Origin of the sequence: Pseudomonas sp. BW16M2, from assembly GCF_014268865.1 — a bacterium.
GTDB lineage: Bacteria > Pseudomonadota > Gammaproteobacteria > Pseudomonadales > Pseudomonadaceae > Aquipseudomonas > Aquipseudomonas peradeniyensis.
The window spans coordinates 108084-130521 of the sequence record NZ_JABWRI010000005.1 but is presented as its reverse complement, the minus strand read 5'-3'; the positions used below and the strand labels follow the sequence as shown (position 1 = coordinate 130521).

Below are 22438 nucleotides of genomic sequence, written 5' to 3'. Positions count from 1 at the left end.
TGCCCGCAACGGCTCCCAGCAGCCCGGAGGCACCGATGACCCGCGACACTTCCCCTGAACTCGAGTACCTGAGCGGCTTCGGCAACGAATTCGCCAGCGAAGCCTTGCCCGGCGCCCTGCCGGTCGGGCAGAACTCGCCGCAGAAGGCCCCCTACGGGCTGTACGCCGAGCTGCTGTCGGGCACTGCCTTCACCATGACCCGCAGCGAACTGCGCCGCACCTGGCTGTACCGCATCCGCCCGTCGGCGCTGCACCCGCGCTTCGAGCGCCTGGAGCGCCAGCCGCTGACCGGCGCGCTGGGCGCCATCAACCCTAATCGCCTGCGCTGGAGCCCCCAGCCGATCCCGTCCGAGCCGACCGACTTCATCGATGGCTGGCTGCCGATGGTGGCCAACTCGGCATCGGAGAAACCGGCCGGCGTGAGCATCTACATCTACCGCGCCAACCGTTCCATGGAGCGGGTGTTCTTCAATGCCGACGGCGAGCTGCTGCTGGTGCCTGAACAAGGTCGCCTGCGCATCGCCACCGAGCTGGGCGTGCTCGAAGTCGGGCCGCTGGAGATCGCGGTGATCCCGCGGGGCATGAAATTCCGTGTCGAACTGCTCGATGCCCAGGCCCGTGGCTACATCGCCGAGAACCACGGCGCGCCGCTGCGCATTCCGGACCTCGGCCCGATCGGCAGCAACGGCCTGGCCAACCCGCGTGACTTCCTCACCCCGGTCGCCCATTACGAAGAAAGCACCGGCCCGGTGCAGCTGGTGCAGAAGTTCCTCGGCGAACACTGGGCCTGCGAGCTGCAGCATTCGCCGCTGGACGTGGTTGCCTGGCACGGCAGCAACGTGCCGTACAAGTACGACCTGCGCCGCTTCAACACCATCGGCACGGTCAGTTTCGACCATCCCGACCCGTCGATCTTCACCGTGCTGACCTCGCCCACCAGCGTGCACGGCATGGCCAACATGGACTTCGTGATCTTCCCGCCGCGCTGGATGGTGGCCGAGAACACCTTCCGTCCACCATGGTTCCACCGCAACCTGATGAACGAGTTCATGGGCCTGATCCACGGCGCCTACGACGCCAAGGCCGAAGGCTTCCTGCCCGGCGGCGCTTCGCTGCACGGGGTGATGAGCGCCCACGGTCCGGACGCCGAGACCTGCGACAAGGCCATCTCGGTGGACCTGGCGCCGCACAAGATCGACAACACCATGGCCTTCATGTTCGAGACCAGCCAGGTGCTGCGTCCGAGCCGCCAGGCCCTCGAAAGCCCGCAGTTGCAGGCCGACTACGATAGTTGCTGGGCCACCTTGCCGAGCACCTTCAACCCGAACCGGAGATAACCGATGAACCACACCGCCATTGCCCGCAGCTGGGTCGAGCACGCCAACGGGCACCGCGACTTCCCGCTGCAGAACCTGCCCCTGGGCATCTTCAGCCGTCCAGGGCAGGCGCCACGTTGCGGCGTGGCCATCGGCGACGCGATCCTCGACCTTGAGGCCGTGCTGGCCGCCGGCCTGTTCGACGGCGCGGCCAAGGCCGCCGTCGAAGCCACCGCAGGTGGCGCGCTGAACGCCTTCTTCGCCCTCGGCCGTACGGCCCGTGTGGCCCTGCGCGAGCGCCTGCTGGCACTGCTGGGCGAGGGTAGCGAGCACCAGGCTGCGCTGAAGGCCGCGCTGTACCCGGCCAGCGAATGCCAACTGCACCTGCCGGCGAAGATCGGTGACTACACCGACTTCTATGTTGGCATCGAGCATGCCAAGAACGTCGGCAAGCTGTTCCGCCCGGACAACCCGCTGCTGCCCAACTACAAGCATGTGCCGATCGGCTACCACGGCCGCGCCTCGACCATCCGTGCCTCCGGCGCCGATGTACGCCGCCCCAAGGGCCAGACCCTCCCGGCGGGCCAGACCGAGCCGAGCTTCGGCCCTTGCGCGCGCCTGGACTACGAGCTGGAGCTGGGCATCTGGATCGGCCAGGGCAACGACATGGGCCAGCCGATCCCGGTGGGTGATGCCGCCGAGCACGTGGCCGGCTTCTGCCTGCTCAACGACTGGTCGGCGCGGGATATCCAGGCCTGGGAATACCAGCCGCTGGGCCCGTTCCTGTCCAAGAGCTTCATCACCACGGTGTCGCCGTGGGTGGTCACCGCCGAGGCCCTGGAGCCGTTCCGCTGCGCCCAGCCGTCCCGTCCGGAGGGTGACCCGCAGCCGCTGTCGTACCTGCTGGACAAGCGCGACCAGGCCGCCGGCGCCTTCGACATCGAGCTGGAAGTGCTGCTGCTGACCGAGCGCATGCGCGAGCAGAACCTGCCGGCTCATCGCCTGACCCTGAGCAGCACCCGCAGCATGTACTGGACCGTGGCGCAGATGGTTGCCCACCACAGCGTCAACGGCTGCCAGCTGCAACCGGGCGACCTGTTCGGCTCGGGCACCCTGTCGGGCGCCGCGCCGGGTTCGTTCGGCAGCCTGCTGGAGATCACCGAGGGCGGCAAGCACCCGGTGGAACTGGCCAGCGGCGAGGTGCGCAAGTTCCTCGAGGACGGTGACGAGATCATCCTGCGTGCCCGTTGCGTGCGCGAGGGCGTGGCCAGCATCGGCTTCGGCGAGTGCCGTGGCACCATCGTCGCGGCCAACTGAGGGGGCAGGGCGATGGAACTGTTCACCTACTACCGCTCCACCTCGTCGTATCGGGTGCGCATCGCCCTGGCGCTCAAGGGCCTGGACTACCAGGCCCTGCCGGTAAACCTGCTCAAGGGCGAGCAGCGCGACGCGGACTACCTGGCGATCAACCCCCAGGGCCGGGTGCCGGCCCTGCGCCTGGAGAGCGGCGAGCTGCTGGTGCAGTCGCCGGCGATCATCGAGTATTTGGAGGAAGCCTTCCCCCAAACGCCACTGCTGCCCCGTGGACCTGAAGCCCGGGCCAGGGTGCGCGGCGTGGCGGCGATCATCGGTTGCGATATCCACCCATTGCACAACGTCAGCGTGCTCAACCAGCTGCGTCAGTTGGGGCACGACGAGGCTCAGGTCAACCAGTGGATCGGCCACTGGATCAGCCAGGGGCTGGCGGCGGTCGAGCAATTGATCGGCGATGAGGGCTTCTGCTTCGGGGCGACGCCGGGCCTCGCCGACGTCTACCTGATCCCGCAGCTGTACGCGGCCGAGCGCTTCAACATCGACCTTGGTGGTTACCCGCGCATTCGCCGGGTGGCCGCCCTGGCCGAGCAGCACCCGGCCTTCCACCAGGCCCACCCGGCGAGGCAGCCCGACACGCCCGACTGATCGCCACCGCCCGCACCTGCACTCATAACAACAAAAGACAGGGACCTTGCGATGCACAACCAGATAGCCAGCTTTCGCGCGGCGCTCGACGCGCGCCCGGTGTCACCCTACCAGTGGCGCCTGCTGCTGCTGTTGATCCTGCTGTTGGTCACCGATGGTTATGACGCCCAGGTGCTGGGTTATGTGATCCCCGCGCTGGCCCAGGACTGGGGGTTGGAAAAGGCCGCTTTCGGGCCGGTGTTCAGCGCCAACCTGCTGGGGCTGACGGTCGGTTCGCTGGCACTGACGCCACTGGCCGACCGCTTCGGCGTGCGCCGGGTGCTGCTGTGCTGCGTGCTGCTGTACGCCAGCCTGACGGTGCTGATGGTGTTCGCCTCCTCCCTCGACAGCCTGATGCTGGCGCGCTTTCTCTGCGGCATCGGCATGGGCGGCGCCATGCCCAGCGCCATGGCGCTGATGGCCGACTACGCGCCGCCTCGACTGCGCACCCTGATGGTCACCCTGGCGGCCTGCGGCTTCTCTCTGGGCGGCGCGGCGGGGGGCTTCGTTGCCGCGGGCTTCATCGACCATTACGGTTGGCAGGCGGTGTTCCTTGCCGGCGGCGTGGCGCCGCTGCTGTTGTTCCCGTTCCTGGCCTTGTACCTGCCCGAGTCGCTGCCGCGCCTGCTGCGCGATGCGCCGCCGTATGCCCGGTTGCAAAGGATTACCACCCGCCTGCTGCCGGGCTGGCAGGTGCCGGCGACGCAGGTCGCCACCGATGAGCCAGCGGATAGCAAGCTCACCATGATGGCGTTGTTCCGCGACGGTTTCGCCCGGCCGACCTTGCTGCTGTGGGGTACCTTCTTCGTCAGCCTGATCCTGTTGTACTTCATGATCAGCTGGCTACCGTCGCTGTTGCAGGAAAGCGGGCTGGCGTTGAACCAGGCCAACCTGGTCACTTCGCTGTTCCTGTTCGCCGGGACCTTCGGCGCGGTGTGCCTGGCCTGGTGCGCCGACCGAATGAAGAACAAGGCCCACCTGTTGGCTGGCGTATTGCTTGGGGCGGCAGTATTCAGCGTGCTGGTCGGCCTTAACCACGACGATCCGCGCTGGCTGGTGCCTAGCGTATTCGCCGCAGGCTTCTGCATCATCGGTGGCCAGCTGACGCTCAATGCCTTCGTCAGCAACTTCTACCCGGCCCAGGTGCGCGCCACCGGTACCGGCTGGGCGCTGGGCGTCGGGCGCTTCGGCTCGATCCTCGGGCCGCTGCTGGGCAGTCTGCTGCTGACCTTGCACATGCCGGTGGAACAGATCTTCTTCTTCTGCGCCATCCCGGCATTGCTTGGGGCGCTGCTGGTCAGCCAGGTGCGGGCGCCACGGCCACGTGAAGTGGCGCCCAAGGGTGAAGCGCTAATGGATTGAGCGCTTGCCGCTGGGCAACTGACCGAGGCGTTCGCTGAGTTTCAGGCGCTGCAGCGGGTCGTCGGTCAGCAGCAGGGCGTGCTCCAGGTCGAAGCGTTCGGCCTGGAGGCAGTCCAGGTGCTGGTACAGCGTGGCGCGGGCCAGGTAGTCGCTGACCTGCACCGGGCCCAGTTGCATGACCCGTTCGGCATCGACCAGCGCGGCCAGGTCGTTGTCGTTGCTGGTATGCAGCTGGCGCAGGTTGCGCGACAGGCGCTGGAGCATCTGCATCGGCGAGGCGCTGCGCAGGTGCTCGGCGCTCAGCGGCATCTGCGGGCCGTACTGACGGGCGAGCAGTTCGCGGCAGTCGCTGGGATAGAGGCGTCGGCCCCCGCAGGGGTCGAGCAGATGATCGGCGCCGGGTACGCGCAGCAGGAAGTGGCCGGGAAAGTTGACGCCCTCCAGCGGGATCGACAGACGGTGGGCCAGTTCCAGGGCGAGGATGGCCAGCAGCAACGGCTGGCCGCGGCGGCGCTGCAGCACCTTGTCCATCAGGGCCGCCTGCGGTCGCAGCGGGTGGTACTCGTCCTGCTGGAAGCCCAGGGCGTTGAGCTGGCGCAGCAAGGGTTGGGCCAACTCGTTGAGCGGCAGTATCGGCAGGCTGGTGCTGATGTCGCGTTGCAGTTCGTGCAGCCGGGCCAGGCCGGCCGTGGGGTCGACAGTGCCATCATGCTCGGCGGCGATCCACAGGGCGGCCTCCAGCAGGGCGACCGGCTCGCGTTCCAGGCAGGCCAGGCAGGCTTGGCGTGGGTTCATGGGACCTCTCCATCACGCTTAACTTGTAGCCCTGGCGCGGCTTTTCGTCCAGTGGTCCGCCCGTGCGGTGTCCGGCCTCGACCTGTTTATACTGGTAGCAGCACCTCTTTGGGGAGCCCGTCTATGTTCGAGCTCATGCAAAGCACCCGCGCCCAGTCACTGCACCTGTTCATCGACCCGCCCACGGGCCTGAAGGCCGTGGTGGTGATCCACAGCGAACAGCTGGGCCCAGCCATGGGCGGCTGCCGCTACCTGCCCTATGCCGACGACGAGAGCGCCATGACCGACGCCATTCGTCTGGCCCAGGGCATGAGCTACAAGGCGGCCCTGGCCGGGCTGCCGATGGGCGGTGGCAAGGCGGTGATCGTGCGCAATCCGCACGTGGAAAACCGCGCGGCGCTGTTCGAGGCCTTCGGCCGCTTCGTCGACAGCCTCCAGGGGCGTTTCATCACGGCGGTGGACAGCGGCACCTCGACCCTCGACATGGACTGCATCGCCCAGTCCACTCCCTACGTGACCAGCACCACCGCCTCGGGCGACCCGTCGCCCCATGCGGCCATGGGCGTGTTCGCCGGCATTCGCGCCACCTCCATGGCCCGGCTGGGCAGCGACAACCTGGAGGGCCTGCGGGTGGCGGTGCAGGGCCTGGGCAACGTGGGCTATGCCCTGGCCGAGCAACTGCATGCAGCGGGCGCCGAGTTGCTGGTCAGCGACCTGGACCCGGGCAAGGTGCGCCTGGCGGTGGAGCAGTTCAGTGCCCACCCGGTGGCCCACGAGGCCTTGATCAGCACCCCGTGCGACATCTTCGCGCCCTGTGGCGTGGGGCCGGTGCTCAACGGGCAGAGCGTGATGCAGCTGCGCTGCGCGGCGGTGGCCGGGTCGGCGAACAACCAGCTGACCACCTTGCAGGTGGCCGACCAGCTGGAGAGTCGGGGGATCCTGTACGCGCCGGACTACGTGATCAACGCGGGCGGGTTGATCTATGTGGCGTTGACTCATCGGGGTGAGGCCGTGGGCACCATCACCGCGCACCTGGCGCGAATTCCCACGCGCCTGACCGAGGTGTTCGCCCATGCCCAGGCGGAAAAACGCTCGCCGGCAAGGGTGGCGCAGATGTTGGCGGAGCGGTTGCTGTATGGCTGAGGCTCGGACCGGCGGCTTGTGGTGAAGATCGTTCCTCAATACCATCGAAAGGACCTCCGTCTTATTGCGCAGGGCGACTCCGAGCGGTCGTCATCTGTGATGTTCCCAGGTAGACATGAATCCATTACCCACCCTTATTCGTGAAACCTTTCCCGTCGGCCCGCTGCAGTGCAACTGCACCCTGATCGGCGACCCGCTGAGCAAGAAGGCCATCGTCGTCGATCCGGGCGGCGACGAGCAGAAGATCCTCGCCCGCCTGCAGCACCACGGCCTGACCCTGGTGAGCATCATCCACACCCATGCCCACTTCGACCATTTCCTCGCCTCGGGCAAGCTCAAGGAACTGACCGGTGCCACGTTGCACCTGCACAAGGCCGACCAGCCGCTGTGGGAAAACCTGGAAATGCAGTGCCAGATGTTCGGCATGCCCTACACGCCGGTGCCGTCGCCGGATCGCTGGCTGAGCGATGACGAGGAGCTGGCCTGCGGTTGCGGCGTGGCCTTGCACACCCCAGGGCATACGCCGGGCTCGATGAGTTTCTGGTTCGCCGAGCACAAGCTGCTGATCGCCGGCGATACCCTGTTCCGCCGTGGCGTCGGGCGCACCGATTTGTGGGGTGGCGATCAGCGGGCTATCGTTCGTTCCATCAAGGAACGGCTGTACCGCCTGGATGAGGAAGCCATCGTGGTGACCGGTCATGGCCCGGACACCCGCCTCGGCGACGAGATGCGCGAGAATCCGTTCGTGCGTGCCTGAGGTTTCATGGAATTTTTCCGCTGCGCTGCAATCCAAGGCTGGCATAGATCCGTAGGCGATCCGCTGCACTTTTGAATTTCAGTAGGAGCTTGTCCATGTTCACCATGCGTCGTCTGATTATCGTCGCTACCGCTGCAGCCCTGATGTCCGGTTGTGCCAGCCCCAACCCGTATGACAACCAGGGCCAGGCACAGGGCTCCACAGGGATGAGCAAGACCGCCAAGTACGGTGGCCTGGGCGCGCTGGCCGGCGCCATCGCCGGTGCCGCCATCGATCACAACAACCGCGGCAAGGGCGCGCTGATCGGCGCCGCCGCGGTGGGCGCCGCCGCCGCCGGCTACGGCTACTACGCCGACAAGCAGGAAGCCGAGCTGCGGGCCAAGATGGCCAACACTGGCGTCGAGGTGCAGCGCCAGGGCGATCAGATCAAGCTGATCATGCCGGGCAACATCACCTTCGCCACTGATTCGGCGAACATCTCCCCAAGCTTCTACTCGCCGCTGAACAACCTGGCCAACTCGTTCAAGCAGTTCAACCAGAACACCATCGAGGTGGTGGGCTTCACCGACAGCACCGGCAGCCGCCAGCACAACATGGACCTGTCGCAGCGCCGTGCCCAGGCGGTCAGCACCTACCTGACTTCCCAAGGCGTGGATTCGTCGCGGGTCAGCGTGCGTGGCATGGGGCCGGACCAGCCGATCGCCAGCAACGCCGACGCCAATGGCCGTGCGCAGAACCGCCGGGTCGAGGTCAACCTGAAGCCGATCCCGGGTCAGCAGTATGACCAGCAGGGGACTGTGCAGCAGTACCCATAATTTGTAGTTCTGAACAGATGGGGCTGCTTCGCAGCCCCATCAGTTTTCAGCGCTCGGTACTGGCCTGGATCGCCGTCAACGCGATGGTATGCACGATATCGTCCACCTGCGCCCCACGGGGCAGGTCGTTGACCGGCTTGCGCAGCCCTTGCAGCATCGGCCCGAGGCTGACGCAGTCGGCGCTGCGCTGCACCGCCTTGTGGGTGGTGTTGCCGGTGTTCAGGTCGGGGAACACGAACACCGTGGCGCGTCCCGCCACCGGGCTCGACGGCGCCAGTTGCCGGGCTATCTCGGGGTTGGCGGCGGCATCGTACTGCAACGGCCCGTCGATCAGCAGGTCGTGCTCGGCCTGTTGCGCCAGGCGCGTGGCCTCGCGCACCTTCTCGACCTCCTCGTCGCTGGCCGCCGAATCGCTGGAATAGCTGAGCATCGCCACCCGTGGCGCGATGCCGAACGATTCAGCGGACTCGGCGCTCTGCCGGGCGATCTCGGCGAGCTCCGCGGCACTGGGGTGCGGGTTCATCACGCAGTCGCCGTAGACCAGCACCTGGTCGGGGAACAGCATGAAGAACACCGATGACACCAGGCTGCTGCCCGGCGCGGTCTTGATCAGCTGCAAGGCCGGGCGGATGGTATTGGCGGTGGAGTGCACCAGGCCGGAGACCAGGCCGTCCACTTCGCCGAGGGCCAGCATCATGGTGCCGATCACCACCGGGTCTTCCAGTTGCTGTTCGGCCATCGGCGCGTTGAGGTTCTTGCTCTTGCGCAGCTCGACCATCGGTTCGACATAGCGGCCACGGATCAGCTCGGGGTCGAGCACCTCCAGGTCCGGCGGCAGGCTGATGCCCTGGGCGCGGGCCACGGCCTGCACGTCCTCGGGCTTGGCCAGCAGCACGCAGCGAGCAATACCACGGGCCTGGCACAGGGCGGCGGCCTGCACCAGCAGGGGCTCGGCGCCCTCCGGCAGGACGATGCGCTTGTTGGCCTGTTGGGCGCGCTGGATCAACTGGTAGCGGAACACCGCCGGCGACAGGCGCAGTTCCCGTGGCGTGCCGCAACGCTGGTGCAGCCAGGCGGCGTCCAGCTGGCTGGCGACGAAGTCGGTGATGAACTCGGCGCGCTCGCGGTCGTCCACCGGGATCTCACGGTTCAGCGAGTTGAGCTGGTTGGCGGTGTCGTAGGAGCCGGTGCTCACCGACAGGATCGGCAGGCCGGCCTGCAGGGCGCCGCGGCACAGCTCGAGGATGCGCGGGTCGGGCTTGCTGTCGCTGGTCAGCAACAGGCCCGCCAGGGGCACGCCGTTGATCGCGGCCATGCACACGGCGAGGATGATGTCGTCGCGGTCGCCCGGCGTCACCACCAGGGTGCCGGAGGTCAGCAGCGGCACGGTATTGGCCACGGTGCGGGCGCAGATGATGATCTTGCTCATGCGCCGCTGGTCGTAGTCGCCGGCGTTGAGTACCTGGGCACCGAGCAGCTCGGCCACGTCGCGGGTTCGCGGGGCGTTGAGCTCGGCCTGGTAGGGGATGCAGCCGAGCAGGCGGAAGTCGTTGCCGCGCAGCAGCGGCGAATGCTCGCGCAGGCGCGTGGCGAAGTCGGCCATGCTTTCGTCGGTGCGCACCTTGTTGAGGATCACCCCGAGCACCTTCGGGTCGCGCGGGCCGCCGAACAGCTGGGCCTGCAGCTCGACGCGGCCCGACAACTCGCTCAGTACCTCGTTCTCCGGTGCCGATACCAGGATCACCTCGGCGTCCAGGCTCTTGGCCAGGTGCAGGTTGACCCGGGCGGCATAGCTGGCGTGGCGGGTCGGCACCATGCCCTCGACCACCACCACGTCCTTGCCGACGCAGGCCTGCTGGTAGAGGCGGATGATTTCCTCGAGCAGTTCGTCGAGCTGGCCGTCACCGAGCATGCGCTCGACATGGCCCAGGCTCAGGGGCGTGGGTGGCTTGATGCCGTGGGTGCGGGCGACCAGTTCGCTGGACCGCTCCGGGCCGGTGTCGCCGGGGTGCGGCTGGGCGATCGGCTTGAAGAAGCCGACCTTGAGCCCCGCGCGCTCCAGGGTGCGCACCAGGCCCAGGCTGATGGAGGTCAGGCCGACGCCGAAGTCGGTCGGCGCGATGAAAAATGTCTGCATGCGTGCTTCTCGAAATAAGCGGTGCAAGGAATTCAGCGGCCAAGGGTATCGCTAACCGCCCCCTGCGCGCACCAGCCGCAGGCGAATACCTGGCCGATGCGCCGGGCGCGCTCGTCGGCATCGAGCACCCAGGGCCGCGCCTGCCACGGCGGCTGGTGGCGCAGGTGCTGGGTATGGCCGCAGGACAGCTCGACCACCCAGTGGCCCTCTTCGTCGAGGTGGAAGCCGGTGATCCGACTGATGGGCGGCCCTTGGTCCGAGTCGCGTTCGCAATCGGTCGATGCGTTGGTTACACTTGTCCGTTCTACATTCTTTTGCAAAAGGTCTTGCCCCATGCTGATCGCCGCCAACAAGGCTGTCTCCATCGACTATACCCTCACCAACGACGCTGGTGAGGTCATCGACAGCTCCGCCGGTGGTGCGCCGCTGGTCTACCTGCACGGTGCCGCCAACATCATCCCGGGCCTGGAAAAAGCCCTGGAAGGCAAGCAGGCCGGTGACGAGCTGACCGTTGCCATCGAACCGGAAGAAGCCTACGGCGAGTACTCGGCCGAACTGGTCAGCACCCTGAACCGCAGCATGTTCGAAGGCGTCGACCAACTGGAAGTCGGCATGCAGTTCCACGCCTCGGCGCCGGACGGCCAGATGCAGATCGTCACCATCCGCGACATCGACGGCGACGACGTCACCGTCGACGGCAACCACCCGCTGGCTGGCCAGCGCCTGAACTTCAAGGTCAAGGTTGTCGACGTGCGTGACGCCAGCGAAGAAGAAATCGCTCACCGTCACATCCACGGTGAAGGTGGTCATCACCACTGATTTTCTGCGCTAAGCTCAGAGAGTCGCCAGGCGCTCGGGCAAGCCGGACTTGCCCTCCTCAGGAGGGTGGACGGTTTGGCCGCGCGCCTTTTTAGTGGGCGGGATTCGCCCCAGCGGCAATCGGGAACCTGAGAGGGGATTTCATCATGAGTGCATTTCACGACCTGACGTTGAAGGCGTTGAACGGCGAGGACCTGCCGCTGGCTCCGTTCAAGGGCCAGGTGGTGCTGGTGGTCAATGTCGCCTCCAAGTGCGGGCTGACGCCGCAGTACAAGGCCCTGGAGAACCTGTATCAGAATTACCGGGACAAGGGCTTCAATGTGCTGGGCCTGCCGTGCAACCAGTTCGCCGGCCAGGAACCTGGCAGCGAGAAAGAAATCCAGGAATTCTGCAGCCTCAACTATGGGGTGAGCTTCCCGCTGGGCGCCAAGCTCGAGGTCAACGGGCCACAGCGTCATTCGCTGTATCGCCTGCTGGCGGGTGAAGGGGCCGAGTTCCCCGGCGATATCACCTGGAACTTCGAGAAGTTCCTGGTTGGCAAGGATGGCCGTGTATTGGCGCGTTTCGCCCCGCGTACCGCGCCGGATGATCCGACCGTGGTGCAGGCGATCGAGAAGGCGCTGGCGTGATTTGCGCTATTTGCCGGATACACGCTCTTCTGGCTACACCACATCCTCTGTAGGCGATCGCCCACGCAGTCGCGCAGGGGACCATTTCCCTGTGGGAGCGGCCTTGTGTCGCGAAAGGGCTGCGTAGCAGCCCCCGATTTCCGTGTTGATGCAACAATCGCCGGGGCCGCTTTGCGGCCCTTTCGCGACACAAGGCCGCTCCCACGCTGGAGCTCTGTTCCCTGCGCGACAGCGTAGCCCGAAGGGCTGGGCGATCTCCTACAGGTAATGCGTCATACCCCTCTGGCCCGCGCTGTCAGAACGCTACCGACGTCTGCACATACAGCGTCCGTGGCTCACCCACGTACTTGCCCTTGTTGTTGTCGTCGAACGAGCGGGTGTAGTACTCGCGGTTGAACAGGTTCTTCACCCCCACCGCCACCTTCAGGTTCGAAAGCGCAGGGCCGAAGTCATAGCCGGCGCGGGTGCTGACCAGCATGTAGCCGGGGATGCGCCCGGTGCTGCCGTCGGCGCTCTCGCTGGCGGTGTTGGCGTTGTCGGCGTACTGGCTGCTCTGGAAGCTGCTGTCCAGGTTCAACTGCCACGGGCCTTCGGTGTAGCCGATCCCCAGCGTGCCCTTGTGACGGGACGAGAACGGTACCTGGTTGCCCTTGTTCGGGCCGTTCTCGCGGATGGATGCATCGACGAAGGCGTAGCCGGCGTGCACGTCGAAGCCGGCCAGGGCCGGGCTCAGGCCGTCGAGGGCGTAGCGCACGCTGGTCTCGATGCCCTGGTGGCGGGTTTCGCCACGGGCGATCACCGAGTCGTTGGTCTGGTTGCTTTCGTACTGGTTGTCGAAGTTGATCAGGAAGGCACCGATCTCGGCTTGCAGGTCGCCATTGTCATAGCGGGTGCCGACTTCCCAGGTGCGCGCTTTCTCCGGTTTCACCTCGCCGCTGCTGACCCGGTTGGGCATCTGGCTGTACTGCACGCTGCCGAACGAGCCTTCGGTGTTGGCGTAGAGATTCCAGTTGTCGGTGAGGTGGTACATCACGTTCAGGGCGGGCAGGGCTGTGTTGTAGCTGCCTTGGTACTGCTGGCCGTTGAGCTTGTTGCTCTGCTCGGAGTCGATCATCTCGTAGCGGATGCCCGGGGTGATGGTCCAGCGGCCGATGTCGATGCGATCATCCAGGTAGATGGCGTGGGCTTCGGTGCTGCCGCGGGTGTCGCGGTCGTTGCGGCTGGCGGTGGTCGGCAGGGCGCCGTTGACCGGCTCGCGGTAGCGCAATTCGTGGCCGGCCTCGTTGACGTAGCGGTAGCCGATGCCCAGTTCGTGCCAGCTGTCGCCCAGGGCCAGGCCCTGCGAGAAGCGGGTCTCGATGCCGCGTACCCAGTACTCGCGTGGCGACAGCGAGACGAAGCTGCCCTGGTCGAGGTAGCCGCTGCGCAGGGTCTTGGTGAAGAAGCTGTTGACGCTGAACTGGCGGTCGTCCTGCTTGTAGTCGTAGCCGAGGTTGAACAGCGTGCGGCGGCCCCAGAACTTGTCCTTCAGGCGGGTCGACTGGTACGGGTCGGCGTCGAAGGCGGCAGTGCTCAGGCCACCGGGCATCTCGGCCTCGCCCTCGTAGTACTGGGCCATGGCGTGCAGGCTGTTGGCTTCGTCCAGTTGCAGCTTGCCCTTGAGCATCAGGTCGTCGATCTGCGTGTCGCTGTGTTCGCGCCAGTCGCTGCCCCGGGTGCCGGAGTAGAGCAGGGCGCCGCCCAGGCCGTTGGCGTTGGTGCCGCCGATCAGCAGGTTGGCGCTGTTCTTCAGGCCATCCTGGCTGGACGACGGGCTGATCTGGTTCTGCATTGCGGCCTTGAAGGTGGCTTCTTCAGGGATGGCGCGGGTGACGAAGTTGACGATGCCGCCGACGTTCTGCGGCCCGTAGCGCACCGCGCCGCCGCCGCGCACCACGTCCACGGCGTCCATGTTGCCCAGGCTGATCGGCGCCAGCGACAGCTGCGGCTGGCCATAGGGCGCGAAGGGCACCGGGATGCCGTCCATCAGCACTGTGGAGCGCGAGGCCAGGCGTGGATTCAGGCCACGGATGCCGAAGTTCAGCGCCAGGTCGTGGCTGCCGGTGCCGTTGTTCTCCGGGGCGTTGACGCCGGGAATGCGGTTGAGCACTTCGCGGGCGCTGCTGGCGCCGCTGCGTTCGAATTCCTCGCGGCGCACCACGTCGCGGGCGCCTGGGTGCTCGAAGACGTTGTCCTGGCGGGCCTCGGCCAGCCAGTCGCCGACCACGGTCGAGGCGCCCAGCTCGACCGCGGCGTTGCCACCCATGGCCGGCAGCGGTTGCAGGCTGTAGGCGTTGTCGGTCTCCTGGCGCGCCTGCAGGCCGCTGCCGCGCAGCAGGGCATCGAGCCCCTGGCCGACCTCGTACTGGCCTTCCAGGCCGGGGCTGCTCAGGCCCTGGGTGAGGCCCGGGCTGAACGAGATCAGCGCGCCACTTTCGCGACCGAACTGGTTCAGGGTCTGTTCCAGTGTGCCAGGTGCGATGTGATAGGCGCGGGGCTCGCCTGCCAGGGCGAGCGGGGCGGCGAGGATCAGGGCGTAGGCGAGGGGGCTGAGGCGCAGGGGCATGTGACGGAGGTCCTGTGACAAGGGGTTCTGTCTTCTCTGTCACGCGAGGGTCGGGAAATGGCTCAACGGATTTGAAATAAATTTGGGTTGGAGCCGATATTCGTGGGAGCGGGCTTGCCCCGCGATGGCCATGTCGGTTGCTTGCCTCTCAACCCGTTGACGCCGCCTCGAGCGACACCCAGTACCGGGTGAACCGCCGCACCTTCACCGGCAGCGTCACTTCCAGCATCTCCAGGATCCGTTCACTGTCTGCCAGCGGATACGATCCGGAAATCCGTAGATCCGCCACCCGCTCGCTGCATCCCAACTGTCCGAGTCGATACCGCGACAGCTCGGCGAGAAAGTCACCCAGGCGCATCTGTGACACCACCAACATACCTTCCACCCACGCCGCCCGGTTGGGGTCCAGCGGTGCGACCGCCTGCCAGCCGCCACGGGCGAAGCGCGCCTGGTGCCCGGCCAGCAGCGGTGTGCCGGCCACGCTGGCGCTGCCGCTGAACACCGACACCAGGCTGAAACCGTCGAACTGACGGACGTCGAAGCGTCCGCTGTCCAGATGCAGCTCGCCCTGGGCCGTGGCCAGGCGCAGTGGCCGTGGATCGTTGATCACCTCGAGCAGCAGCTCGCCTTCCTGCAAGCGCACCAGGCGTTGCCGGCCGTCGAAGCGCACATCGGCGGCGCTGCGGGTGTTCAGGTGCAACTGGCTGCCGTCGTCGAGGGTCATGCGGCGGCGCTGGCCGACCGGACTGCGGTAGTCGGCCATCAGCCCGGGTAGCGGATTGTGTTGTTGCAGGCCGAGCCCGGCGGCACTGGCCACTCCCGCCAGCAGCAGCGCCTTGAGGGCACGGCGCCGGGCCGGTGAGGGCGGCGCCTGCAGGGTGGCATGGACCACCGGGGCGGCGACGCCGCGCAGGCGCTGGTTGACCTGCTGGATATGGGCCCAGGCCCGCTGGTGTTCGCTGTCGGCTTGCAGCCAGCGCTCCAGGGCCTGGTGCTGGTCGAAGTCGTCGCTTTGCGACTCGATCAGCCAGTGCACCGCCTGTTCGGCGATTTGCGAGGAAAAGGCTGCGTTCACAGGGCGAAATAGCAGCGCAAGGCCGCCTTGTGCAGGTAACGCTTGACCGTCGCCAGGGAAATGCCCAGCTCGCGGGCGATCTCGCCCTGGCCCAGGCCATCGACCTGGGCCAGCAGGAAGGCGCGCTTGACCAGCGGCGGCAGGCTATCGAGCAGGCGGTCGAGTTCAAGCAGGGTGTCGAGGATGATGGCTTTGTCTTCCTCGCTGGGGGCCACCTGCTCGGGCAGTTGGGCCAGGGCCTCGAGGTAGGCGCGCTCCAGTTCCTGGCGGCGGAAGTGGTTGCACAGCACGCGCTTGGCCACGGTGGTGAGGAAGGCACGGGGCTCGATCAGCTGCGGCGTCTCGCGGGCCTGGAGCAGGCGCAGGTAGGTGTCCTGGGCCAGGTCGGCGGCACTCTGCGGGCAGCCCAGGCGCCGTCGCAGCCAGCCGGTCAGCCAACCGTGATGGGCGTGGTAGAGGCCTTCGACGGTGGAAGAGAGGGCACTGGACACCGATACGACTCCGGCGCCGCAAAGCGCAACTGGAAGTAAGAATTGTTCGCATTGTATTCATGCTGTTGGTGTTCGGCAATCGCTGCCGACGCAAGGCAGGCGTACCGCTGGTGCCGGCATGCTTTGCTTATGAGAATTGAAATCATTAGTATTGCAGCCCCAATTCCCGGACCCTCGCCATGAAGAGCAAAGCCGCCGGCCTTCCCCTGAGCTACCGTCTGGCCGTGACCTCACGCAGCCTGGCCGCGTTGCTGGGCGGTTACCTGCTGGCGTCGATGGCCAGTGTCTGCATTACCCTGCTTGCGCCGATGACCCAGGCCGACGCGACGATGACCGGGATGATGCTGTCGTTCGTCTTCTACCTGATCGCCTTCATCTGGTGCTTTGCCTGCCGCAGCGCCTGGCGCGCCTGGTTGGGCGTGCTGCTGCCAAGCCTGGCCCTGGGGCTGATCAACGCACTGGCATACTGGATGAACCTGCCATGAAAGAAGGCTTCCGCCAGGCCATGGCCTGGCTGCACACCTGGACCGGCCTGATCTTCGGCTGGCTGCTGTTCGCCATCTTCCTCACCGGGACGCTGTCGTACTTCAAGGAAGAGATCAGCCACTGGACCCAGCCCGAGGTGCAGAGCCATCCGCTGGACCCGGTGAGCAGCCTCGGCCTGGCCCAGCGATACCTGGAATCCAATGCCGGCCACGCCAGCACCTGGTTCATCCGCCTGCCCAGCGAGCGCGAGGCGGCGCTGAGCGTCAGTTGGCGCGACCCGAACGGCGGCGGGCGCCGGGGTTTCACCGACAAGGAACTCGACGCCCGCACCGGCGAGGCGGTCGAGGCCCGTGACAGCCGTGGCGGCGAGTTCTTCTACCGCTTCCACTTCCAGCTGCAGATGCCCCACCCCTGGGGTCGCTGGCTGTCGACCTTCTGCGCCTTCATCATGCTGCTGGGGCTGGTCACCGGGATCATCACCCACAAGAAGATCTTCAAGGAGTTCTTCACCTTCCGCCCGGGCAAGGGCCAGCGCTCCTGGCTCGATGGCCACAACGCCATCGGCGTGCTGGTGCTGCCGTTCCACCTGATGATCAGCTACAGCAGCCTGGTGATCTTCATGTACATGGTCATGCCGGCCAGCATCCTGGCCAGCTACGGCGACAGCAGCGGCTATTTCAACGATGTGTTCGGCCGCGACGAAGTCCCCAAGGCGGCGGCCCAGGCCGCGCCGCTGGCGCCACTGACCGAACTGTACGCCAAGGTCCAGGAACAGGCGCCGGGTGCGCGCATGGGCTACATCCAGGTGCACAATCCCGGCGACCGCAACGCCCGGGTCACCTTCACCCGTGCCTCGGCCGACAGCGTCGCCTACCAGCGCAGCGCCATCTGGACCTTCGATGGCGTCAGCGGCGAGCTGCTGCGCCGCGGCGCGCCGGAAAGCGCGGCGATGACCACCTCCTTCACCTTCGTCGGGCTGCACATGGGCAACTTCGCCGGGCCATGGTTGCGCTGGCTGTACTTCGCCTTCGGCGTGGCCGGCACGGCGGTGATCGGCACGGGCCTGGTGATGTGGTTGGGCAAGCGCCAGCTCAAGCATGCCAAGAGCGAGCGCATGCCCGGCGAGCTGCGCCTGGTCGAAGTGCTGAACATCGCCAGCATGAGCGGCCTGTTGCTGGGCGTGACGGCGTTCTTCTGGGCCAATCGCCTGCTGCCGACGGCCATGGACGGGCGGGCCGACTGGGAGATCAACGCCTTCTTCCTGGCCTGGGGCGCGTCATTGTTCCACGCCATGCTGCGCAGCGGGCGCCGCGCCTGGGGCGAGCAACTGACCCTGGGGGCGCTGGCGTTCGCCTTGCTACCGGTGCTCAACGCGTTGACCACTGACAAGGGGCTGGATCACTCCATCGCTGCGGGTGATTGGGCGATGGCCGGTTTCGACCTGACGGCGCTGGCCACCGGCCTGTTCCTGGCCTGGGCCGCCGGCAAGATGCTGCGTGCGCCCAAGCCGGCCGCCAAGCGTGCGCCACGCGCCGCCAAGACCGTGGAGGCGCGCTGATGCTGGGTGTCGCGCTGATGGGCTTCGCCGGTTTTGCCGGCCTGTGCCTGGCTATGGAAAAACACTTCAACGACCTGCTCGGGCGCAAGCCCACGGGCCGGCAACTGCAAGCCCTGAGGATCACGGGCTGGGCCTTGCTGCTGCTGTCGTTGATCCTCGCCGTGCACGGACGCGGCTGGGCCCTGGGCCTGGTGGAATGGATCGCCGTGCTGATGGCCGGGGTTACGTTGTGGGTGTTCGGCCTGCCGTACCAGCCGCGGCTGCTGCTCGGAGCGGCGCTCGCCAGCCTGGTGCTCGGGCCACTGCTGGCCATGCTGGCGGTCTAGGCCCTTGAGCGACTCCGAGGCTGGCGGCGGTCGGGCGCGCTTTCTCCAGGTGTTCCTGGCCCAGCGTGCGCGCATGGAGGCGCTGGTCAGCCGGCGCGTCGGCTGCCGCGCCACGGCGTCGGATCTGGTCCAGGACCTGTTCCTGCGCTTCTGGCGGCGCCCCGAGGTGAAGGTCGAGGCGCTCGACACCTACCTGCTGCGCAGCGCCAGCAACCTGGCCATCGACTACCTGCGCAGCGAAGGCAGCCGCGACCGGGCCGCCGAAGGCCTGCACGACCCTGACGAGCCGCAGGGCAGCCAGGCCCCCGAGCAGGCACTGGAGGTTGACCACGACCTGCAGCGTATCGAGGCGGCCCTGCGGGCGTTGCCCGAGCGCACGCGGCAGATCTTCCTGCTCAACCGCATCCATGGCTGCACCTACGGTGAGATCGCCAAGGCCATGCAGTTGTCCCAGAGCGCGGTGGAAAAGCATATGATGCGCGCCCTCGAAGCGTGCAAGGCGAGCGTCGCCGAACCCGCGTCCCCACTGCGCCGGCCAGGGAGCGCCCGTCGATGAGTCTTGAACAGCCGATCACTGCCGCACAGTCCCAGGCCGCCCTGCGCTGGCTGGGGCGCATCCAGCAGCAGCCGGCGCAAGCCGAGGGCGCGGCGTTCAAGCGCTGGTTGCTGGAGAGCCCGGCCCATCGCCAGGCCTATGCCGAGGCCCAGGCGCTGTGGCACCTGAGCGAGGCACCGGCGGCGCGGCTGGCAGTCGAGGAGCGAGAGGGCCTGCAACAGTATCTGGACGCCATGCGCCGACCCGCGCGCAAGCGGCCGTGGCGCGGCCTGGCGGTGGCGGCGTGTCTTGTGCTGGCGCTGGGATGCGCGGCGGGCTGGCAGCCGCAGTTCTGGCTGCAGGACCTGCGTGCCGACTACACCAGCGGCGCGCAGGTGCGGCAGGTGACCCTGGCCGATCACTCGCGCCTGACCCTGGATGCCGGCACTGCCGTGGCGGTGGATTTTGCCCAGGGCGAACGGCGCGTGCGGTTGTTGCGCGGCGCCGCGTTCTTCGAGGTGACCCATACCGGCGAGCCGTTCCTGGTGGATGCCCAGGGCGGTGAAGTGCGGGTGCTGGGGACCCAGTTCGAGGTGCGCGGGCAGGGCGATGGCGCCCAGGTCACCGTGCGCAGCGGGCGGGTGGCGGTGACGGCGGCCAAAGGGCAGGCGGCCCGCGAACTGACGGCCAACCAGCAACTGGCCTATGTCGGCGGCGTGGCCGGCGAGGTCGAGGCGGTGGACAGCGACAGCCGCCTGGCCTGGCGCCAGGGCTGGTTGAATTACTACCAGGTGCCGTTGGCGCAGGTGATCGAGGACCTTGGGCATTACTACCCCGGGCGGATCCTGTTGCTCGACGGGGAGCTGGGGCAGCGTAGGGTCAGTGGCAGTTTCCCGGTGGCGGAACCTTTGGCGGCGCTGGATTCGCTGGGCAAGGTGATGGGCTTCTCGCGGCAGACGGTGCTGGGTCGGCTGACCGTCTTGCGTTGACCTGTTCCGACGCTATCGCGGGGCTTGCGCGGTCCCTGTAGGAGTGGGCTTGCCCCGCGAAGACGTCGGTGCAGCAAAAATTTTTCGATCAGGTGATGAGGTATCTCCCCACGGCATCCGTGTAGTGAGTGGAAGTGCGATTCATTCGCAAACGATCATCCCTCTCACAGGTCCGCGTCCATGAAGTTCACCCCGCGTTGCGTCCAGCTCTGGTTCGGCCTCTGCTCCCTGCCCGCTATCGCCATCGTGCCCCAGGCCCTGGCCGCGCAGCAGAGCCAGGTCTACAGCTTCGCCCAGCCAAGCCAGCCATTGGCCCAGGCACTCAACGCCTTCAGCCGCGCGACCGGGCAGAGCGTGGTCTACACCCTGGCCCTGCCGGATGTGCAGGCCCCGGCACTCAACGGCACCTTCGACGCCGACCAGGCGCTGCAGCAGTTGCTCGGCAACTCGGGCCTGGCCTGGCGCCGCCTTGACGCCCGCACCCTGACCCTGGAGGCGGTCGACAGCTCCGGCGCGCTGAATCTTCAGGCCACCACCATCAATTCGCAACTGGACGACTACAGCTACCAGCCGCCGGCCAGCGCCTCGATCATGCGCGGCCAGGGCGCGACGCTGGACATCCCCCAGGCCGTCAACGTGGTCCCGGCCCAGGTGATCCGCGACCAGGCGCCGCGCAACCTGGACGATGCGCTGTACAACGTCAGCGGCATCACCCAGGGCAACAACTTCGGCGGCACCGCCGACACCGTGATGAAGCGCGGCTTCGGTGACAACCGCGACGGCTCGATCATGCGCGACGGCATGCCGATCGTGCAGGGCCGCGCCCTCAACGCCAGTACCGAGCGCGTCGAGGTGCTCAAGGGGCCGGCCTCGCTGCTGTATGGCATCCAGGATCCGGGCGGGGTGATCAACGTGGTCAGCAAGCGCCCACAATTGCAGCAGTACAACGCCCTGACCCTGCGGGGCTCGACCTATGGCAGCGGCAAGAACGGCAGCGGCGGCGGCCTGGACAGCACCGGGGCGCTGGGTGACAGCAACCTGGCCTACCGCCTGATCGTCGATCACGAGGACGAGGACTACTGGCGTAACTACGGCGTGCACCGCGAGTCGCTGGTGGCGCCGTCGCTGGCCTGGTACGGCGAGGACACCCAGGTGGTGCTGGCCTATGAGCACCGCGAGTTTCTCTACCCGTTCGACCGTGGCACCGCCTTTGGCAGTGACGGCCACCCGTTGAACATTCCCGCCACCCGCCGCCTCGACGAGCCGTTCAACGATATGGAGGGTCGCTCCGACCTGTACCGCCTGGAGGTCGATCATCGCCTGGCCGACGACTGGAAACTGCACTTCGGCTACAGCTTCAACCGCGAGACCTACGACGCCAGCCAGGTCCGCGTGACCGGCGTGGATGAAAGCAAGGGCACGCTGTCACGCAGCATCGATGGCACCCAGGGCGCCCTGAGCCGCGACCAGTTCGCCACCCTCAGCCTCAACGGCAGCGTTGAGCTGGCGGGCATGCGCCACGACCTGGTGGTCGGTGTCGACCACGAGGACCGCAAGGTCTACCGCGCCGACCTGATCCGCCAGAACAGCCGCTCGACCTTCAGCTACCTGAATCCGGTCTATGGCCGCGAAGTGCAAGGCACCAGCGTGCGCGCCAGCGACAGCGACCAGACCGACAAGCTGCGCACCGATTCGCTGTTCCTGCAGGACGCCTGGCACCTGGACGAGCACTGGATCCTGGTGGCCGGCGGGCGCTTCCAGCAATACGACCAGTACGCCGGTCGCGGCCGGCCGTTCAACGTCAACACCGACACTAGCGACCAGACCTGGGTGCCCCATGCGGGCGTGGTGTACAAGGTCGATGACCAGTTGTCGTTCTATGGCAGCTACAGCGAGTCGTTCAAGCCCAACTCGACCATCGCCCCGCTGAGCATCGGCGGTGGTCGCACCCTGACCCTGGACTCAGGCATCGCGCCGGAGGAGGGCAAGTCCTGGGAAATCGGGGCCAAGCTCGATGTGCCGGGGGCGCTGACCGGTACCTTGGCGTTGTTCGACATCACCAAGCGCAATGTGCTGGTGGCCGATGGCGACACCCAGCCGGGCACCATTCTCTACAGCAACGCGGGCGAAGTGCGCTCACGCGGCGTCGAGCTGGACCTGACCGGGCAGCTCAGCGAGCGTTGGAGCCTGATCGGCGCCTACGCCTTCACCGACGCCGAGGTGACCAAGGACCCGCAGCTCAAGGGCAATCGCCTGCAGAACGTCGCCCGGCACAGTGGTTCACTGTCGGCGGTGTATGACTATGGCAGCCTGTTCGGCGGTGATCGTCTGCGCTTGGGGGCCGGTGCGCGCTATGTGGGTGAGCGTGCGGGGAATGCCACCAATGACTTTGACCTGCCGGCGTACACGGTGGCGGATGCCTTTGCCAGCTACGAAACGAAACTGGACGAGCACAAGGTGCGGTTGCAGCTGAACGTGAAGAATCTGTTCGACAAGGTGTATTACAGCTCGGCGGTGAACCGGTATTTCGTCGCGGTGGGGGATGCGCGGCAGGTGAGCTTGTCGAGTACCTTAGAGTTTTAAATCGCCGGGGCCGCAAAGC

Annotated in this window: 21 protein-coding genes; 15 read left to right on the top strand and 6 right to left on the bottom strand. The window is 66.9% G+C overall.

What is annotated here, in order from left to right; all coding sequences use genetic code 11:
* Positions 1 to 35 precede the first annotated feature (35 nt).
* From hmgA to HU735_RS07095, 4 genes are read left to right on the top strand one after another with little or no spacing between them, the layout of a single operon-like run.
* Positions 36 to 1337 (top strand): homogentisate 1,2-dioxygenase, encoded by a 1302-nt coding sequence (gene hmgA, locus HU735_RS07110; RefSeq protein ID WP_050706861.1) that lies wholly within the window; start codon positions 36 to 38, stop codon positions 1335 to 1337.
* A 3-nt stretch (positions 1338 to 1340) separates the two neighbouring features.
* Complete coding sequence (fahA, locus tag HU735_RS07105) at positions 1341 to 2633, top strand: fumarylacetoacetase (RefSeq protein ID WP_186712938.1); 1293 nt, start codon at positions 1341 to 1343, stop codon at positions 2631 to 2633.
* Between the two features lie 12 nt (positions 2634 to 2645).
* A complete protein-coding gene (gene maiA, locus HU735_RS07100) occupies positions 2646 to 3275 on the top strand; it encodes a maleylacetoacetate isomerase (RefSeq protein ID WP_186712937.1) in 630 nt (209 codons plus the stop codon).
* A gap of 51 nt (positions 3276 to 3326) precedes the next feature.
* Entirely contained in the window at positions 3327 to 4676 is a 1350-nt protein-coding gene (locus HU735_RS07095; RefSeq protein ID WP_186712936.1) for an aromatic acid/H+ symport family MFS transporter, read from the top strand.
* Here the strand turns inward: HU735_RS07095 and HU735_RS07090 are convergent.
* Positions 4665 to 5471, bottom strand: coding sequence for a tetratricopeptide repeat protein (locus HU735_RS07090; protein ID WP_186712935.1), 807 nt, complete (start codon positions 5469 to 5471; stop codon positions 4665 to 4667). The two genes, HU735_RS07095 and HU735_RS07090, sit on opposite strands and share 12 nt — an antisense overlap.
* Positions 5472 to 5594: 123 nt before the next feature.
* Between HU735_RS07090 and HU735_RS07085 the strand changes: the two genes are divergently transcribed.
* From HU735_RS07085 to HU735_RS07075, 3 genes are all read left to right on the top strand, one after another.
* Positions 5595 to 6614, top strand: coding sequence for a Glu/Leu/Phe/Val dehydrogenase dimerization domain-containing protein (locus HU735_RS07085; protein WP_050706856.1), 1020 nt, complete (start codon positions 5595 to 5597; stop codon positions 6612 to 6614).
* Positions 6615 to 6729: 115 nt separating this feature from the next.
* Positions 6730 to 7371, top strand: coding sequence for an MBL fold metallo-hydrolase (locus HU735_RS07080; protein WP_050706855.1), 642 nt, complete (start codon positions 6730 to 6732; stop codon positions 7369 to 7371).
* A 95-nt stretch (positions 7372 to 7466) separates the two neighbouring features.
* Complete coding sequence (locus tag HU735_RS07075; RefSeq protein WP_028689530.1) at positions 7467 to 8186, top strand: OmpA family protein; 720 nt, start codon at positions 7467 to 7469, stop codon at positions 8184 to 8186.
* A 46-nt stretch (positions 8187 to 8232) separates the two neighbouring features.
* On the opposite strand, the gene pta is transcribed toward HU735_RS07075, so the two are convergent.
* Together pta and HU735_RS07065 are read right to left on the bottom strand one after the other, a co-directional pair.
* A complete protein-coding gene (pta, locus tag HU735_RS07070; protein WP_062364613.1) occupies positions 8233 to 10323 on the bottom strand; it encodes a phosphate acetyltransferase in 2091 nt (696 codons plus the stop codon).
* 32 nt (positions 10324 to 10355) lie between these two features.
* Positions 10356 to 10658 (bottom strand): DUF3565 domain-containing protein, encoded by a 303-nt coding sequence (locus HU735_RS07065; RefSeq protein WP_062572837.1) that lies wholly within the window; start codon positions 10656 to 10658, stop codon positions 10356 to 10358.
* Here HU735_RS07065 and HU735_RS07060 point away from each other — a divergent pair.
* Complete coding sequence (locus HU735_RS07060; protein WP_050706853.1) at positions 10657 to 11142, top strand: peptidylprolyl isomerase; 486 nt, start codon at positions 10657 to 10659, stop codon at positions 11140 to 11142. The two genes, HU735_RS07065 and HU735_RS07060, sit on opposite strands and share 2 nt — an antisense overlap.
* Positions 11143 to 11288: 146 nt before the next feature.
* Positions 11289 to 11771 (top strand): glutathione peroxidase, encoded by a 483-nt coding sequence (locus tag HU735_RS07055; protein ID WP_186712934.1) that lies wholly within the window; start codon positions 11289 to 11291, stop codon positions 11769 to 11771.
* Positions 11772 to 12066: 295 nt separating this feature from the next.
* Here HU735_RS07055 and fecA read toward each other — a convergent pair whose 3' ends face one another.
* From fecA to HU735_RS07040, 3 genes are all read right to left on the bottom strand, one after another.
* Positions 12067 to 14376, bottom strand: a complete 2310-nt coding sequence (gene fecA / locus HU735_RS07050) for a TonB-dependent Fe(3+) dicitrate receptor FecA (RefSeq protein WP_186712933.1) — start codon at positions 14374 to 14376, stop codon at positions 12067 to 12069.
* A 148-nt stretch (positions 14377 to 14524) separates the two neighbouring features.
* Positions 14525 to 15451: a FecR domain-containing protein gene (locus HU735_RS07045; protein WP_186712932.1), complete on the bottom strand. Its 927-nt coding sequence runs from the start codon at positions 15449 to 15451 to the stop codon at positions 14525 to 14527.
* Entirely contained in the window at positions 15448 to 15942 is a 495-nt protein-coding gene (locus tag HU735_RS07040; protein WP_186712931.1) for a sigma-70 family RNA polymerase sigma factor, read from the bottom strand. The genes HU735_RS07045 and HU735_RS07040 overlap by 4 nt, the downstream gene beginning before the upstream one ends.
* 179 nt (positions 15943 to 16121) lie before the next feature.
* Here HU735_RS07040 and HU735_RS07035 point away from each other — a divergent pair, with 179 nt between their 5' ends.
* From HU735_RS07035 to HU735_RS07010, 6 genes are all read left to right on the top strand, one after another.
* Entirely contained in the window at positions 16122 to 16427 is a 306-nt protein-coding gene (locus HU735_RS07035) for a DUF3649 domain-containing protein (RefSeq protein ID WP_186712930.1), read from the top strand.
* Entirely contained in the window at positions 16424 to 17986 is a 1563-nt protein-coding gene (locus tag HU735_RS07030) for a PepSY-associated TM helix domain-containing protein (protein WP_186712929.1), read from the top strand. The genes HU735_RS07035 and HU735_RS07030 overlap by 4 nt, the downstream gene beginning before the upstream one ends.
* Positions 17986 to 18312 carry a DUF3325 domain-containing protein gene (locus HU735_RS07025; RefSeq protein ID WP_186712928.1) on the top strand — a complete coding sequence of 109 codons (327 nt, stop codon included), beginning with the start codon at positions 17986 to 17988 and terminating at the stop codon, positions 18310 to 18312. The genes HU735_RS07030 and HU735_RS07025 overlap by 1 nt, the downstream gene beginning before the upstream one ends.
* Positions 18313 to 18316: 4 nt before the next feature.
* Entirely contained in the window at positions 18317 to 18868 is a 552-nt protein-coding gene (locus tag HU735_RS07020; RefSeq protein ID WP_238349764.1) for a sigma-70 family RNA polymerase sigma factor, read from the top strand.
* A complete protein-coding gene (locus tag HU735_RS07015; RefSeq protein ID WP_186712927.1) occupies positions 18865 to 19836 on the top strand; it encodes a FecR family protein in 972 nt (323 codons plus the stop codon). The genes HU735_RS07020 and HU735_RS07015 overlap by 4 nt, the downstream gene beginning before the upstream one ends.
* Before the next feature lie 180 nt (positions 19837 to 20016).
* Positions 20017 to 22419, top strand: a complete 2403-nt coding sequence (locus HU735_RS07010) for a TonB-dependent receptor (RefSeq protein ID WP_186712926.1) — start codon at positions 20017 to 20019, stop codon at positions 22417 to 22419.
* Positions 22420 to 22438: the final 19 nt, after the last annotated feature.

Excerpts from the sequence above, each read along its gene's own strand:
- hmgA (WP_050706861.1), top strand. The coding sequence starts at position 36 with ATGACCCGCGACACTTCCCCTGAACTCGAGTACCTGAGCGGCTTCGGC.
- fecA (WP_186712933.1), bottom strand. The coding sequence starts at position 14,376 with ATGCCCCTGCGCCTCAGCCCCCTCGCCTACGCCCTGATCCTCGCCGCC.
- HU735_RS07085 (WP_050706856.1), top strand. The coding sequence starts at position 5,595 with ATGTTCGAGCTCATGCAAAGCACCCGCGCCCAGTCACTGCACCTGTTC.
- HU735_RS07030 (WP_186712929.1), top strand. The coding sequence starts at position 16,424 with ATGAAAGAAGGCTTCCGCCAGGCCATGGCCTGGCTGCACACCTGGACC.
- HU735_RS07060 (WP_050706853.1), top strand. The coding sequence starts at position 10,657 with ATGCTGATCGCCGCCAACAAGGCTGTCTCCATCGACTATACCCTCACC.
- HU735_RS07090 (WP_186712935.1), bottom strand. The coding sequence starts at position 5,471 with ATGAACCCACGCCAAGCCTGCCTGGCCTGCCTGGAACGCGAGCCGGTC.
- HU735_RS07075 (WP_028689530.1), top strand. The coding sequence starts at position 7,467 with ATGTTCACCATGCGTCGTCTGATTATCGTCGCTACCGCTGCAGCCCTG.
- HU735_RS07015 (WP_186712927.1), top strand. The coding sequence starts at position 18,865 with ATGAGTCTTGAACAGCCGATCACTGCCGCACAGTCCCAGGCCGCCCTG.
- HU735_RS07080 (WP_050706855.1), top strand. The coding sequence starts at position 6,730 with ATGAATCCATTACCCACCCTTATTCGTGAAACCTTTCCCGTCGGCCCG.
- HU735_RS07025 (WP_186712928.1), top strand. The coding sequence starts at position 17,986 with ATGCTGGGTGTCGCGCTGATGGGCTTCGCCGGTTTTGCCGGCCTGTGC.
- HU735_RS07065 (WP_062572837.1), bottom strand. The coding sequence starts at position 10,658 with ATGGGGCAAGACCTTTTGCAAAAGAATGTAGAACGGACAAGTGTAACC.
- maiA (WP_186712937.1), top strand. The coding sequence starts at position 2,646 with ATGGAACTGTTCACCTACTACCGCTCCACCTCGTCGTATCGGGTGCGC.
- HU735_RS07010 (WP_186712926.1), top strand. The coding sequence starts at position 20,017 with ATGAAGTTCACCCCGCGTTGCGTCCAGCTCTGGTTCGGCCTCTGCTCC.
- fahA (WP_186712938.1), top strand. The coding sequence starts at position 1,341 with ATGAACCACACCGCCATTGCCCGCAGCTGGGTCGAGCACGCCAACGGG.
- pta (WP_062364613.1), bottom strand. The coding sequence starts at position 10,323 with ATGCAGACATTTTTCATCGCGCCGACCGACTTCGGCGTCGGCCTGACC.
- HU735_RS07035 (WP_186712930.1), top strand. The coding sequence starts at position 16,122 with ATGAAGAGCAAAGCCGCCGGCCTTCCCCTGAGCTACCGTCTGGCCGTG.
- HU735_RS07095 (WP_186712936.1), top strand. The coding sequence starts at position 3,327 with ATGCACAACCAGATAGCCAGCTTTCGCGCGGCGCTCGACGCGCGCCCG.
- HU735_RS07055 (WP_186712934.1), top strand. The coding sequence starts at position 11,289 with ATGAGTGCATTTCACGACCTGACGTTGAAGGCGTTGAACGGCGAGGAC.